This is a genomic window from Microbacterium paraoxydans, assembly GCF_018224615.1.
In the GTDB taxonomy this organism is placed as follows: Bacteria; Actinomycetota; Actinomycetes; order Actinomycetales; family Microbacteriaceae; genus Microbacterium; species Microbacterium paraoxydans_B.
This window is the reverse complement of sequence record NZ_JAGTUK010000001.1, coordinates 287,955-301,334: the sequence shown is the minus strand read 5'-3', so window position 1 is coordinate 301,334 and position 13,380 is coordinate 287,955. Positions and strand designations below refer to the sequence as shown.

14 protein-coding genes are annotated in these 13,380 nt (G+C 68.0%); 8 read left to right on the top strand and 6 right to left on the bottom strand.

The genetic code is table 11. The annotated features are described in order from the left end of the window. The first annotated feature begins 13 nt into the window (after positions 1 to 13). Both KE274_RS01425 and KE274_RS01420 read left to right on the top strand, forming a co-directional pair. Complete coding sequence (locus KE274_RS01425) at positions 14 to 1,063, top strand: restriction endonuclease subunit S (RefSeq protein WP_211540333.1); 1,050 nt, start codon at positions 14 to 16, stop codon at positions 1,061 to 1,063. Positions 1,064 to 1,133: 70 nt separating this feature from the next. Beyond that, the gene (locus tag KE274_RS01420) at positions 1,134 to 4,280 is read left to right on the top strand and encodes a type I restriction endonuclease subunit R (RefSeq protein ID WP_211540331.1); all 3,147 of its coding nucleotides are present in this window, start codon (positions 1,134 to 1,136) and stop codon (positions 4,278 to 4,280) included. A 20-nt stretch (positions 4,281 to 4,300) separates the two neighbouring features. Here KE274_RS01420 and KE274_RS01415 read toward each other — a convergent pair whose 3' ends face one another. Further along, entirely contained in the window at positions 4,301 to 4,927 is a 627-nt protein-coding gene (locus KE274_RS01415; protein ID WP_211540329.1) for a MerR family transcriptional regulator, read from the bottom strand. 71 nt (positions 4,928 to 4,998) lie between these two features. Between KE274_RS01415 and KE274_RS01410 the strand changes: the two genes are divergently transcribed. Then, positions 4,999 to 5,514 carry a DUF4188 domain-containing protein gene (locus KE274_RS01410; protein WP_211540327.1) on the top strand — a complete coding sequence of 172 codons (516 nt, stop codon included), beginning with the start codon at positions 4,999 to 5,001 and terminating at the stop codon, positions 5,512 to 5,514. A gap of 243 nt (positions 5,515 to 5,757) precedes the next feature. After that, positions 5,758 to 5,970 (top strand): hypothetical protein, encoded by a 213-nt coding sequence (locus KE274_RS01405; RefSeq protein WP_211540325.1) that lies wholly within the window; start codon positions 5,758 to 5,760, stop codon positions 5,968 to 5,970. A gap of 90 nt (positions 5,971 to 6,060) precedes the next feature. Here KE274_RS01405 and KE274_RS01400 read toward each other — a convergent pair whose 3' ends face one another. Beyond that, positions 6,061 to 6,654 carry a hypothetical protein gene (locus tag KE274_RS01400; protein WP_211540323.1) on the bottom strand — a complete coding sequence of 198 codons (594 nt, stop codon included), beginning with the start codon at positions 6,652 to 6,654 and terminating at the stop codon, positions 6,061 to 6,063. Between the two features lie 267 nt (positions 6,655 to 6,921). Here KE274_RS01400 and KE274_RS01395 point away from each other — a divergent pair, with 267 nt between their 5' ends. Beyond that, positions 6,922 to 8,373, top strand: a complete 1,452-nt coding sequence (locus KE274_RS01395; RefSeq protein WP_211540321.1) for an APC family permease — start codon at positions 6,922 to 6,924, stop codon at positions 8,371 to 8,373. A 51-nt stretch (positions 8,374 to 8,424) separates the two neighbouring features. Here the strand turns inward: KE274_RS01395 and KE274_RS01390 are convergent, their stop codons facing one another. Further along, entirely contained in the window at positions 8,425 to 8,994 is a 570-nt protein-coding gene (locus KE274_RS01390; protein WP_307872113.1) for a TetR/AcrR family transcriptional regulator, read from the bottom strand. A gap of 75 nt (positions 8,995 to 9,069) precedes the next feature. Here KE274_RS01390 and KE274_RS01385 point away from each other — a divergent pair, with 75 nt between their 5' ends. Then, the gene (locus tag KE274_RS01385) at positions 9,070 to 10,071 is read left to right on the top strand and encodes an SDR family NAD(P)-dependent oxidoreductase (RefSeq protein WP_211540319.1); all 1,002 of its coding nucleotides are present in this window, start codon (positions 9,070 to 9,072) and stop codon (positions 10,069 to 10,071) included. 213 nt (positions 10,072 to 10,284) lie between these two features. Here the strand turns inward: KE274_RS01385 and KE274_RS01380 are convergent, their stop codons facing one another. Further along, on the bottom strand, positions 10,285 to 11,154 hold the full coding sequence (locus KE274_RS01380; RefSeq protein ID WP_211540270.1) for an NAD(P)H-binding protein: 870 nt from the start codon (positions 11,152 to 11,154) through the stop codon (positions 10,285 to 10,287). An 82-nt stretch (positions 11,155 to 11,236) separates the two neighbouring features. Between KE274_RS01380 and KE274_RS01375 the strand changes: the two genes are divergently transcribed. Beyond that, positions 11,237 to 11,977, top strand: a complete 741-nt coding sequence (locus KE274_RS01375; protein ID WP_211540268.1) for a helix-turn-helix transcriptional regulator — start codon at positions 11,237 to 11,239, stop codon at positions 11,975 to 11,977. 32 nt (positions 11,978 to 12,009) lie between these two features. Then, positions 12,010 to 12,384 (top strand): VOC family protein, encoded by a 375-nt coding sequence (locus tag KE274_RS01370; RefSeq protein ID WP_211540260.1) that lies wholly within the window; start codon positions 12,010 to 12,012, stop codon positions 12,382 to 12,384. 10 nt (positions 12,385 to 12,394) lie between these two features. Here the strand turns inward: KE274_RS01370 and KE274_RS01365 are convergent, their stop codons facing one another. Both KE274_RS01365 and KE274_RS01360 read right to left on the bottom strand, forming a co-directional pair. After that, positions 12,395 to 13,117, bottom strand: coding sequence for a 3-keto-5-aminohexanoate cleavage protein (locus KE274_RS01365; RefSeq protein ID WP_211541663.1), 723 nt, complete (start codon positions 13,115 to 13,117; stop codon positions 12,395 to 12,397). Positions 13,118 to 13,127: 10 nt separating this feature from the next. Continuing rightward, positions 13,128 to 13,355 carry a DUF2188 domain-containing protein gene (locus KE274_RS01360; RefSeq protein WP_211540257.1) on the bottom strand — a complete coding sequence of 76 codons (228 nt, stop codon included), beginning with the start codon at positions 13,353 to 13,355 and terminating at the stop codon, positions 13,128 to 13,130. Positions 13,356 to 13,380 lie beyond the last annotated feature (25 nt).

Genomic DNA, 13,380 nt, shown 5'->3' with positions numbered 1-13,380 from the left:
GCTCCAGCGAGGCATGGATCTGCCTGCGAAGAAGCGCCGCCCGGGTCGTTTCAAAGTGCTCTCTTCAGGCGAGGCTCATGGGTGGCACGACGAAGGCCCTGTAAAGGGACCAGGGTTTGTCGTGGGCCGTGCTACAAACCTCGGGAGGCCCACGTGGAGCGAAGAGGACTATTGGCCGCTGAACACGACGCTCTACGCCAAGAACTTCCACGGGAACGACCCAAAGTTTGCGTACTTCTGGTTTCTCGGGACAGATCTGTCTGCGTTCAATTCCGGCAGCGTGCAGCCAATGCTTAACCGAAACTACATCGCAAACGTACCTATCGATGTCCCCCCCGTTCCCGAGCAGCAGGCGATCGCTGCGACGCTCGGCGCGCTCGATGACAAGATCGAGTCGAATGGGCGGGCGATCGGTCTCATCGACGAGCTCGTACGCACGCGATTCAACAGGGACTTCAGCGTTGAGCAGTCGCTCGACGGAACACCGTTGTCGAGCCTGCTAAGCATCAATGCCAACCGGAAGCTGCACCGTGGCGCCGAAGCCACGTACGTGGGGATGTCTGCGCTGCCTGAGTTTTCGCCAGAGGTTCTCGATTGGCAGACTCGGGCGTTCGGAAGCGGGCAGAAGTTTATAAACGGAGATGTGTTGATGGCGAGGATCACGCCGTGCCTGGAGAATGGCAAAACGGCGGTCGTCGACATGCTTGAGGACGGCGAAGTCGGTTGGGGTTCAACCGAGTATGTCGTGATGTCCCCTTCAGGCGAATACTCGACGCCCTGGATCTATGCGCTCGTACGCAATGACACGGTTCGCGACTGGGCCATTCGGCGTATGACGGGGTCCTCAGGGCGGCAGCGATTTCAGGCGGTCGGGTTCGACGAGTACCGCATCGAGACACCTGCAGCGGAGGTCCTCGGTGCCTTCAATGCTTTCGCCATGCCGCTGTTCGAACGCATGACAGTACTACGCGACGAGTCCCGGCGCCTCGCCGCGCTCCGTAATGCGCTACTCCCCGAGCTGCTTTCGGGGCGCCTACGCGTGTCGGCGTTGCACCTGGCGTGAGACGCGCTTGATTCGTGGTGTATCCATGTCTTGAGAGGAATATTGATCTTCTGCCCGACAGGAGGACCCTTTGTCGCTGATGGATGAGGCCGTACTGGAGGAGACTGCCCTCGGGTGGTTCGCCGAGCTCGGCTTCCACACGCTCAACGCGTCAACGATCGCGCCTGGCGAGCCCGACGCGGAGCGGATGACGTACCGAGAGGCGATCCTCGAAGGCCGCCTGCGCGATGCGATCACCCGAATCAATCCTGGCGCGACCGCGGAGATGGTCGACAGCGCGGTGCTCGCGATTACGTCGATGGGCGGGCAGAGCCTGATTGACGAGAACCTGCGGATCCACAAGATCTTGACCGAGGGTGTCGGTGCCGAGTACCGCGATTCCGACTACGTCGTGCGCACTCGACTTATGCGGGTGATCGACTTCGATAACCCCGACAACAACGACTGGCTCGCTGCCAATCAGTTCACGATCATCGAGAACAAGAACCGTCGCCCCGATGTCTTGGTGTTCGTGAACGGGCTCCCTGTTGCGCTGTTCGAACTGAAGAATCCGGTCGCGGAGAACGCAACCATGCATTCCGCGTGGAACCAGATCCAGACGTACCGTGACGACATTCGGACACTGTTCCGCACCAACGTCGTCACGGTCATCTCTGACGGCCTCGCGGCCGCAATGAGTACCTACACCGGGGCTTTCGAGCACTATGCTCCGTGGAAGTCGATCGATTCGCCGACGCCCGTTGTCGACGGCACGCTGAGCCTCGAGGTGCTGATCAAGGGCGTCTTCGAGAAGAAGCGCTTTCTGGATCTGCTGCGCAACTTCGTCGTGTTCAGCGACGAAACCACGAACGACGCGAGCACCGGCCAGGCGAAGCGCGTCCTGATCAAGCGCGTGGCGAAGTATCACCAGTTCTGGGCTGTGAACGCAGCCGTGGAATCCACCGTTCGCGCGTCGAGCCCGGACGGCGACCGGCGTGGAGGTGTCGTCTGGCACACCCAGGGTTCGGGCAAGAGCTTCGAGATGGTGTTCTTCGCCGCGAAGATCATGCAAGACCCGAGAATGGCTAACCCGACACTCGTGTTCATCACGGACCGCAATGACCTCGACGACCAGCTGTTCGGCGACACCTTCGCACCTGCGCACATCCTTCCCGAGACCCCCGTTCAGGCGACGTCGCGAACTGACCTGCGCCGTCTACTCACACGCGCATCGGGCGGCATCGTCTTCACAACTCTTCACAAGTTCGCCCCCGGGGAGGATGACGACCAGGATGCGGTGCTCACCGACCGCCGGAACGTGATCGTGATCGCTGACGAAGCGCACCGGTCGCAGTACGGCCTCAAGGATCGGGTCGATGCGCTCGGGCGCGTGAAGCCGGGCCTGGCGAAGAGCATGCGAGATGCGCTGCCGGGGGCGACGTTCCTCGGGTTCACCGGCACCCCGATCGACGATGCCGACAAGTCCACGCGCGCAGTGTTCGGCGACTACATCGACGTGTACGACCTCACCCGTGCTGTGCAAGACGGTGCGACCGTGAAGATCTACTACGAGGCCCGCGTGGCGCGGCTCGACATCTCTCGGGAAGACCGCTCGGCGCTCGATGAGCTCGCGGACGAGATCGTCGAAGGGGTCGATGAGAACGCGGGCAACGACGCGAAATCGAAGTGGGCACGGATGGAGGCGATCGTCGGCGCCGAGCCGCGGCTGGAGCGCATCGCCGACGACATCGACGAGCATTGGGAGCGTCGAAAGGTCGGCGCATTCGGCAAGGCGATGATCGTGACGATGAGCCGGCGCATTGCGGTACGCCTGTACGACATGCTCGTCGCAAAGCACCCCGACTGGCACGATCCTGACCCGAAGAAGGGCAAGATCAAAGTCATTATCACCGGATCGGCGGCGAGTGAGGCGTGGGCGCAGCCGCACATCTACTCGAAGACTGTACGCAAGGAACTGCAGGCGCGTGCGAAGGATCCGGCCGACCCGCTCGAGATCATCATCGTGTGCGACATGTGGCTGACCGGGTTCGATGCGCCGGTGCTTCACACGATGTACGTCGACAAGTCGATGCGTGGCGCCGGCCTCATGCAAGCTATCGCTCGCGTCAACCGACGGTTCCGCGATAAGGACGGCGGACTTATCGTCGACTACATCGGGCTGCTCCCGAGCCTCGAAGAAGCCCTGGGGGTGTACTCGCCGTCAGACCGCGAACAGGCCGGTGTGCCAATCGACGAGGTCATCGACCTGATGCTCGAGAAGCACGACATCGTGAAGGCCCTCCTGCACCAGCATCCGTACGACTCGTCGCCCGCGCTCGCGGGTGCCGAGCAACTGCAGCAGATCGCCGGTCTGGCAAACTTTGTGCTCGCCGACGATGACCGTGCGAAGCGATATCAGGACCAGGTGCTCGCGCTGATCAAGGCGCACTCCCTCGCGGGGGCCGACGATCGTGCCCGCGCGATCGCTGATGACGTGCGCCTCTTCACTTCCGCACGCGTAGCGGTGATGAAGCTGCAGAATCCTGACTCCGGGCGCGACGGCCGTGGCGGGGCCGACCTCGACACTGCGTTCACGCAGTTGATGAATGCGGCGGTCGCAGCGGACAAGGTGGTCGACATCTACGCCCGCGCCGGCCTCAATTCGCAGGAACTCTCGCTGCTCTCTGATGAGTTCCTCGAGTCGCTGCAGCACACCGAGCAGCCGAACCTGCAGCAGGCGCTGCTGCGGCGACTGATCAACAACGAGATCCGATCGCTCCGAAGGTCGAACATCGTTCAGGCCAAGCGCTTCTCCGAGATGCTCGACGGCGCGCTTACGAAGTACACGAACCGCGCCCTCTCGACCGCGGAGATCATCGCCGAGCTCGTGAAGATGGCGAAGGAGATGAAGGGGAAGACCGACCTCGCGATGCGAGCCACGGAACTTGGGCTTCGGGTCGATGAAGTCGCGTTCTACGATGCCGTGGCCGAGAACGAGTCCGCGGTCCTTGTGCTCGGAGACGAGACGCTCAAGAAGATCGTCCGCGAACTGGTGGCGAAAATTCGTAACTCCGTCACGATCGACTGGCGCAATAAACAGTCGGTCCAGGCGCAGATGCGGTCCCAGATCAAGCGAATCCTGGCGCGATACAAGTACCCGCCAGATGCACGCGACGAGGCCATCGAGCAAGTGATTGCTCAAGCCGCGCTCCTGGCAGACGACGTAGCCGCTGCATAAGGTCGGCAGCAACAGGGTGGCTACCCGCGATCTGCGCCAACACCCCCAAACCGCTCCCCCGACGCAACCTGTTGCGCCACGCGCCGCAACGCCAGCAGCAGCGGCTCCACGAGCACCGACCCGAGCACCACGTACCGCACGGCGGCTTCGGCGGACTCGCCCGGAACCCCCGCGATCTCGGCATCCGCGATCCTCCGCACGCTCGTGAGGTATTCGCGCATCAGCTCGTCCGGCACGACGAAGCCCGCGCGGCGCAATCCGTCGAGCGCCCGGGCGACCGCGTGCAGCACGGCGGGGTCGCATGCACCGGGTGTCCACCCGAGCCCCTTGACCAGGGCTTCCGCCTCCGCCAGATCCACCGACCCGCCCTCGACCGCCGGGGTAATCGCCGCATGCGCTGCACCGAGGAGCTCGTGCGGGCTTCCGGGCGGATCGTCGAGCGCCCCGAGCACCCGCCGTGTCTCGGCGATGCTCACGCCGGCGTCGAGCAGCGCCCGGATCACTCGCAGCCGTTCGACGTGCTTCTCGCCGTACGCGGCCTGGGTCGCCGACGTCCGCTCGCCCTCGGGCAGCAGCCCTTCGCGCAGGTAGTACTTGATCGTCGGCACGGTCACGCCGGTCTGCGCCGACAGTTCGGAAATCCTCATGGTCACCCCTTGACATCGATAGTAGCGCTATCCAGTATGGATAGTGACGCTATCCGATCAAGGGAGACACCATGTCCAAGGTCGTCACGGGTCGCATGACCCACCGCCACGACGGCGAGCTCGTCGTGTTCCACATCGGGATGCAGATCAACCGCTGGTGGCGGCCCGACCTGTGGATGCCCGCGTTCTTCGCGATGCCGCGCATGCTCCGCGAGCTCAGCACCGACCGCGACTCCGGGCTGCTCGGCTACCAGCTGCTCTTCGGATCGGGCGGCCCCTACGTGGTGCAGTTCTGGTCGTCGGTCGAGAAGCTCTACGCCTACGCCTCCAACCCCACCCAGGAGCACCGCCCCGCCTGGACCGCCTTCAACCGCGCCGCACGCAAGGCCCCCGGCGCCGTCGGCGTCTGGCACGAGACCTTCCTGGTCGACACCGCCGAGAGCGTCTACGTCTCCACCAAGCGCATGGGCCTCGCGGCCGCCACGCAGCACGTCGAGGTGCCCCGCCGCCACGACCGCGCCCAGGCCCGCTTCACCGACGGGCGGACCGAGGCGAGGTCTTCATCGTCGACCTCGGTTGAGGGGTAGAGCGCGGATCTGAGCCCCTTCAGCCTGCGATCGCAGCTCGTCCGCGTCCCCCTTCCGGAGGACAGACACGTCGCTCAACCCCTGTAACGTCTTACATGTCAAGGCCGAACGAGGAAGGAGCGCAATGCAAGCCTGTGAAATCGACAGCTGGTCGTTGTCTCGTAGGGGAAGCGAACGCCGCGTGGCCCACGGAGGCGTCATCGGGTCGACAGCGGGAGAGTGCGTAGCGAAGGCGACGGTCTCGTGAGGACTCAGCCTGTTCGTGGCACAGCGGGTGAACGCGCAGCCATTTCACTGATGGTGGTGGCCGGCTGCGTACTTCCGATGATTGCCAACCTGCCCCTCTTCCAGGACGTTGTCTGGGTCTTCTGGCTCACGGCCTTCGCACTCCTTGTGGGTGCGTTGGTTCGGGTGCTGCGCATCATGTGGCGCGAACGCCACTCCGACGAATCCTGAGCCCCGCCACCGGCCCGGCTCCGCGCTTCACCGACGGGCAGACCGGGACGGGCTCTTCGATGCCGGTTGAGACGTGACCACCCGCGCGCCTCAGCCGTCGACCGCGACGGCAAGCTGTTCAAGACCGCGCTCCGGCGTCCAGCGCCACGCATTCTTCATCGGATCTTCGAACGTGATGCTGGTGACCCCGTATCGCTCCGCAAAGAGAAGCGGCTCGTAGGGGACGTCCGATCGCGCGACCTCGGGTTCTGCCCATGGCTTCGCCGCACCGGCATCCGTACTCCTGAGCACATACGAACCCGGCGGCAACGACGTGAACGTGATCGCTCCGCCCGCTCCCCGTGCATTCGAATTGCCGCGCGCCTCGATCCGCACACCCCGGAAGACCGTCGCACCCTGCCCCGCGTTCGTCACATAAACGCCGAAGCACTTCTTCCTGCCCTCGTGCCAGACGACCCACCAGGCCTGCAGCTGGCGCGCGATGCTCGCGTGCTCTCGCGATTCCTCTCGCGCCCGCGCTTCGTCCGCGAAGGTCTTGGCGTCCCTCCGTGCCTGATCAGCCGTGGCGTTGGCTGCTCGAGCTGTCCGTAGCGCGCCGAGGCTGACCCCAGCCGCGACGATCGCCCCGACCGCTCCGAGTCCTTCGAACCAACTACCGAAAGGGATACCTGCGAAATCGAGCATGCACCGACGGTAGAGCGGCCGCTGCGTGGAGAGACAGAACGAACCGATACAGAGCACTTCTGACCACCCCCGGTTGCACATCCGCGACCCCCGCGCAACGTATATTGCCGCCGCCGCACGCCCGGGGTAGCGTGCCACTGGCCCCCTCGGCAGACAGGCGCAACACCCGGCGTCCGCCCCCAGCGAGGACGACCCCGCGGGTGCATCCTCCATCCGCGGCTCAGGACCTCGTGCTCCACCGTGCGCGAGCCCGACCGGAAGGCGACGATGCCCCACACCTCGAACACCACGTCTCACTCGATCTGGCGCCGCAAGCCGGTCAGCGACATGACGGAAGAAGCCGCCAGCAGCGGCCTGCACAAGTCGCTCGGGCTCTGGCAGCTCACCGCGATCGGTGTCGGCGGCATCATCGGCGTCGGGATCTTCTCCCTCGCCGGGCTCGTGGCCCACGGCGACGCGGCGAACCCCGGCGTCGGCCCGGCCGTGCTCATCTCCTTCCTGATCGCCGGACTCGCCTCGGCCGCCGCGGCCCTCTCCTATGCGGAGTTCGCCGGCATGATACCCCGCGCCGGCTCCGCCTACAGTTACGGCTACGTGGCGCTCGGCGAGGTGGTCGGCTGGTTCATCGGCTGGGATCTGCTCCTCGAGTACGTGGCGATCGTCGCGGTGGTCGCGATCGGCATCTCCGGGTACCTCGACGCGTTCCTCTCCGGCTTCGGCGTCCACCTGCCGCTCTCCCTCACCGAGACCGCGGATGTGCCCGGCGGCGTCGTGAACGTTCCCGCGATCGTGATCTGCCTGCTCGTGACGTTCCTCCTGAGCCGCGGCACGCAGACGTTCGGCCGGTTCGAACTCGTCGCCGTCGCCATCAAGATCGCGCTGATCCTCGGCATCGTCGGACTCGGCGTCTTCTACATCAACACGGAGAACTACAACCCGTTCATGCCGAGCGGCTTCGGCCCCGTGTTCACCGGTGCCGCGACCGTGTTCTTCGCCGTGTTCGGCTACGACGCCATGAGCACCGCCGCGGAAGAGGCCAAAGACGGCCGCAAGCACATGCCGAAGGCGATCATCCTGTCGCTCATCATCGCGATGCTGCTGTACGTCGCCGCCACGCTCGTGCTCACCGGCATGCAGAACTACACCGACATCGACCCGAAGGCCGGGTTCGCCTCGGCATTCTCCAGCGTGGGCCTGCCCGTGGTCGCCGCGATCATCTCCGTGTTCGCCGTGCTGTCGATCCTCACCGTGATGCTCACCTTCCTGCTCGGCGCGACCCGCGTGTGGTTCTCGATGAGCCGCGACGGCCTCCTCCCCGGCTGGTTCAGCAAGGTCGACCGGCGCGGCGTGCCCCAGCGCGTCACCTGGATCGCCGGCCTCGCCTCCGCGTTCTTCGCGGGCATCTTCCCGATCCGCGCCGTCGCCGACCTCACCAACATCGGCATCCTCGCCGCGTTCGTCGTGGTGTGCGTCGCGGTGATCGTGTTCCGCTACACGAAGCCCGACGCTCCGCGCACCTTCCGCCTCCCGCTCATGCCGGTCGTGCCCATCATCGGCGTCGGCTTCTCCCTGTTCCTCATCTCGCAGCTGCACTGGGAGACGTGGCTGCGCTTCGCCGTGTGGCTCGTGATCGGCCTGATCATCTACTTCGCGTACGGCCGTCGCCACTCGCTCATGAACCCCGACAGCCCCCGCCGCCGCGCAGACAAGAAGGCGTGATCGCGGCCCGGTCGGCGGCGCTCCGTGCGAACGCGGGGTGCCGCCGACCGGCTACGGCGTGATGCCGCGGAGCAGGAGGGTGACGGTGGCGTCGACGCGCTCGGCGCTCAGCGGCTGCCCGACCAGCGCGGCGTAGGACGACAGCGCGATGAACTGCTCCGCGATCACCCCGGCGTCTGCGTCCGCCCGGACGTCACCGGCCGCACGACCGCGTGACATCCGCTCCACGACCCACTCCCGGATGGGCGCCGCGAGCTTCTCGTTCAGCACGAGGCCGAGCTGCGGATCGGCGGCGGTCACCTCGATCAATGCCCGGGCGAGCGCGACACCCTCGGGTCGCGCGAGCCCCGTCGACACCGCCGTGAACCAGGCGCGCAGGTCGGCATCGAGGTCGTCCGTCATCGGCACGGTCGCGTCCGCCCCGGGCAGCTCGCCCTCCAGCAGCGCCTCCCCGAGGATCGCCGCCTTGGTCTTCCACCACCGGTAGATCGTCTGCTTCGCGACCCCGGCCTCCTCGGCCAGCCCCTCGATCGTCACCGCCTCATACCCGTCCGCGGCGAGCGCGCGCCGCATGGCATCCAGCACGGACCGGCGGGCTTTCTCACTGCGAGGACGGGGCACCCATCGAGCGTACTCAGGAGTACACTCGAAGATAAGTAGACGCACCGTTGCGTAACCCGAGCAAGGAGAACGAGCATGGCCCTCACCGCACACTCCACCATCGGCGACTGGATGAACGACCCCACCGGTGGCCCGCTCATCCGCGGCCTCTTCGAGCAGACCGGCGCCGACCCCGAACTCCTCACTCCCGTGCTCGGGCTGCCGCTGCAGCAGTTGGTCGCGATGAGCCAGGGCCAGCTGCCGCAGTCGGTCGTCGACGACCTGGTCCGCGCGGCCAACGACGGCGAGATCCCCGAGGACGACGCCGCCGAGGGCTGGACCGAGACCGTCACGCCCGGCCGCTTCGCCGGCAAGACCGTGATCGTCACGGGCGCCGCGTCGGGCATCGGCAAGGCCACCGCGTCGCGCATCGCCCGTGAAGGCGGACGGGTGATCGCGAGCGACATCGCCGCGGAGAAGCTCGACGCCCTCGCAGCGGAGCTGGCGGGGGCGGACATCGTCACGGTCGCGGGCGACCTCACCCAGCAGGACGCGATCGACGCCGTGATCGCCGCCGCGGGCGACCGCATCGACGGCCTCGCGAACATCGCGGGCATCAACGACGACTTCTCCCCCGCGGGCGAGACCACCGACGCCGTATGGGACCGCGTCATCGCGATCAACCTCACCGCCCCGTTCAAGCTCATGCGCGCGGTCCTGCCGCTCATGGAGAAGGCGGGCCGCGGCGCCGTGCTCAACGTGTCGAGCGAGGCAGGCCTGCGCGGCAACGCCTCCGGCAACGCGTACACCGCCAGCAAGCACGGCATCATCGGCGTGACCAAGTCGGCCGCGTTCATGTACGGTCCCCAGGGCATCCGCGTGAACTCCGTCGCCCCCGGCGGCGTTGCCACGGGCATCCCGATGCCGCCGCACATGTCGGAGTACGGCTCCGGTCGCCTCGCCCCGTTCCAGCAGGCCATTCCGACCGTCGCGACCGCGGAACACCTCGCCGCGTCGATCACCTTCCTGCTGTCGGACGACGCCGTCAACATCAACGGGGCCATCCTCGCCTCCGACGGCGGCTGGTCGGTCCAGTAACGCGACGCCGGGAGAATCATCCGGGTGACGGGCGGCCGGAAGGATTGCCGGAGCCCGTGCGGGGTGCGACGCTACAGACGTCTTGCACGGTCGCCCCCGCCGAGCACTCAGGCGCCGGCCCCGTGCTTCACCCCGCCAAGCATGGGGTCGGTGGAGTGTCCTCGCGGTTCTGGGGGGAGTCGCGAGGGCACCCCGAATCGCACGCGACCGCCGTCACCCCACGCCGACGAGCTCGTCCCGCACCCACGACCGCAGCGTGGTCGGAGTAGTCGACACGACCGACCGCGGCTGCTCCGGCACGAAGTCCTCGCGCATCCCGGTCGACATCCCCAGCACCGCCTCCGCCATCCGCTCCGGCATCCCCGCCGCGAGCAGCCCCTCGCGCAGCTGGTCGTCGGTGAGACGCTCGACCACGACCTCGCGTCCGAGCTCCTGCGTCAGCACCTCGGCGACCCGCGCCCAGCTGAGATCCTCCGGGCCGTGCACCGCCTGCACCCGCCGCCCGCGCCATCCGGGGTGGAGCAGCGTGAGCGCCGCGACCTCGGCGATGTCACGCGGTGCCACCCACGGCATCGCGGCGTCGAGCGGCAGCACCGTCGACAACCGCCCGGCCCGCAGCGACTCCGCATCGAGCAGCAGGTTCGTGAAGAAGTAGCCGCAGCGCAGGTGGGTCACGTCGGTGTCGAGCCCATCGAGCGCCACCTCGGTCGCCGCGAGCCCGTCGATCTCCCCCACGCCGTGCCGCTTCTCCGCCCCGACGCTGCTCTGGAACACCACGCGGCCGATGCCGTTCTCCCGCACCGCCCGCACCACGGCCTCGGTCGCCCGTGCGTAGTCGGCCAGCGGGTCGTCTGACATCACCGACGGATCCACCCAGTACAGCGCGTCCACCGCGCGCGTCGCCGCCGCGACCTCGTCGGCGTCGAACGAGTCCGCCCGCGCCACGTCGACCAGCGGCCGCAGCTCCGCGTCGATCCGATCGGGGTTCCGCGTGAGCAGCAGCGGCCGCACGCCACCCCGCACGAGCATGCGCGTAAGGTGGTGTCCGACGTGGCCGTTCGGGGTGGTGACAGCAATACGCATGAGGGTCCTCTCCGTCGATGTGCGGCCACGCTAGACCCAGATGCGGCCACATCCCGGCCGCATCCTGCGCGATCATGAAGCCATGGACGCTCCGGCCCACCGCACGCTGCAGCTGCTCGCGCTGCTGCAGACGGGCGGCGATTGGAACGTGCCCGACCTCGCCGCGCGCCTCGGAGTGAGCCCCCGCACGGTCCGCCGTGATGCGCAACGCCTCCGCGACCTCGGCTACGACGTGCGCTCCCGCCCGGGCCCCGGCGCCGCCTACCGCCTGCACCCCGGCACCCGCATCCCGCCACTCCTGCTCGACGCCGACGAGGTCACCACGATCGTCACCGGCCTGCTCGTGCTCGAGGCCGCGGCGCCGGACGACCCCGCGGCCGCCGTCGCCCGCGCGAAGCTCGAGCAGACCCTGCCGCCCGCCCTGCGCCGCCGGGCCGCCGCGACCGCGCTGTCCACCCAGATCCTGCAGGCCGCTCCCGCCCCCGTCGACTGGGCCCTGGTCGGCACGCTCGCCGACGCGGTCGCGCAGGGTGGCCGCATCGCCTTCGACTACACCGACCAGCACGGCACCGCCTCGCAGCGGACGATCGCCCCGCACCGGCACGTGCGACGCCACGACCGGTGGTACGTGGTGGGGTTCGACCTCGACCGCGACGACTGGCGGCTGTTCCGCCTCGACCGGATGCGGGCGGCCCGGACGGTGCCCGGCACCTTCACGGCGCGCGAGTTCCCCTTCCCCTCGGTGGAGGCGTGGCTCGCGAGCGACTTCGGGCGCGCACCCTCCGGCGACAGCGCGACGGACAACCGCGGCGCAACCCCCTGACCGCGCGACCTCGCGCCGCCTACACTCGGCGCATGCTGAAGATCGTGTCGATCGTGATCCGCGTGGACGACCTGCCCGCACAGCTGCGGTTCTGGAAGGCCGCGCTCGACTACGTGGAACGCGACCCCGCGGAGGACGACTGGGTGGTGCTGAAACCGCGCGACGCCGACACCCCCTGCATCGCCCTCGACGCGCACCGCTCCGACCGCGTGCTGCCCCCGCGCATCCATCTCGACATCTACGCCGAGGACCAGGCCGCGGAGGTGCGGCGACTCACCACGCTCGGCGCCCGCGAGGTGCACTGGGACAACCGCCCGGACGACGCCGACTACATCATCATGGAAGACCCTGAGGGCAACCGGTTCTGCATCGTCGACCGCCCGGAGTGGACCGGCTGGCGCGCCTGAGCCGCGCGACTCACCCCCCGGCTCCGCGGGCGATGGCCGCCCGCACGAGGGCCGCGTTCCCCGGGGCCGTCACACCGTCGGGCAGCAGCAGCGTGTCCTCCAGGCCGATCCGCGTGGGCAGCCCGAGCTCCACCGCGAGGTCGAGCGCGGGCCACGCCGACCGCTCCTCCCCGTGCAGCAGGATCGGCAGGTCGGGCGCCTCGCGGGCCACGTGCGCGACCAACCCTTCGGCGTGCGAGCGCACCACGTCGGCGGCCTCGTCGGGAAGCTCGACCAGCACGCGCCGCACCCGGTCGCGCTCGGGCGACAGCCGCCACGCCTCCAGCCCCGCGGCGTCCCAGATGCCCGCCTCCACGCCCACGCCGCGCCGACGCAGCAGGGCGGCGACCTCGTCGGCTCCGGCCTCGTGCCAGTTCACCGACGCGTAGTCGGGCAGCACGCTCCACTGCTCGATCGCCGCGAGCCGCTGCGCCACGTCGGGCTGCGCCCACTCCCCGGTCGTCACCCCGACGGGCACCCCGGGGCACGCCGTCCGCACGGCGCTCACCCATCGCGCCACGTCCTCGGGCAGCACGGAGTCACGGCCGGCCGCATCCTTCGGGTGCACGTGCACCTCGCTCGCACCGGCCTCCACCGCGGCCGCCGCATCCTGCGCCACGACCGCGGCGTCCGCGCTCAGCCAGGGATGCGTCGCCACATCCCGCGCACCGTTCACACACGCCTGCAGCAGCACCACGGCTCGCTCACCACATGAGGTCGCGCGGGTGCGCCTCGTTCGGCGCCACGTCGTCGGACGGCCCCTCCTCCGTGCGCACGCTGTGCTGCACCTGGCGCGCGACCGCGGCGCCGCGACCGACCTTCACCGCCTCCTCCATCGTCTCGAAGCTGCTGCCCAGCGTGTGCGACTCTCCCTGGATGCGGTTGAACCAGATCCCGTTGCGCGAGAACGTCTCGATGTCTCCTGCGGCCATGCGCCTGCCCTTCTTCCTGCCCCTG

Coding starts and splice junctions, on each gene's coding strand:
- KE274_RS01400 (WP_211540323.1), bottom strand. CDS start 6,654: ATGCTCGATTTCGCAGGTATCCCTTTCGGTAGTTGGTTCGAAGGACTC.
- KE274_RS01395 (WP_211540321.1), top strand. CDS start 6,922: ATGCCCCACACCTCGAACACCACGTCTCACTCGATCTGGCGCCGCAAG.
- KE274_RS01415 (WP_211540329.1), bottom strand. CDS start 4,927: ATGAGGATTTCCGAACTGTCGGCGCAGACCGGCGTGACCGTGCCGACG.
- KE274_RS01425 (WP_211540333.1), top strand. CDS start 14: ATGGATCTGCCTGCGAAGAAGCGCCGCCCGGGTCGTTTCAAAGTGCTC.
- KE274_RS01385 (WP_211540319.1), top strand. CDS start 9,070: ATGGCCCTCACCGCACACTCCACCATCGGCGACTGGATGAACGACCCC.
- KE274_RS01370 (WP_211540260.1), top strand. CDS start 12,010: ATGCTGAAGATCGTGTCGATCGTGATCCGCGTGGACGACCTGCCCGCA.
- KE274_RS01410 (WP_211540327.1), top strand. CDS start 4,999: ATGTCCAAGGTCGTCACGGGTCGCATGACCCACCGCCACGACGGCGAG.
- KE274_RS01360 (WP_211540257.1), bottom strand. CDS start 13,355: ATGGCCGCAGGAGACATCGAGACGTTCTCGCGCAACGGGATCTGGTTC.
- KE274_RS01375 (WP_211540268.1), top strand. CDS start 11,237: ATGGACGCTCCGGCCCACCGCACGCTGCAGCTGCTCGCGCTGCTGCAG.
- KE274_RS01380 (WP_211540270.1), bottom strand. CDS start 11,154: ATGCGTATTGCTGTCACCACCCCGAACGGCCACGTCGGACACCACCTT.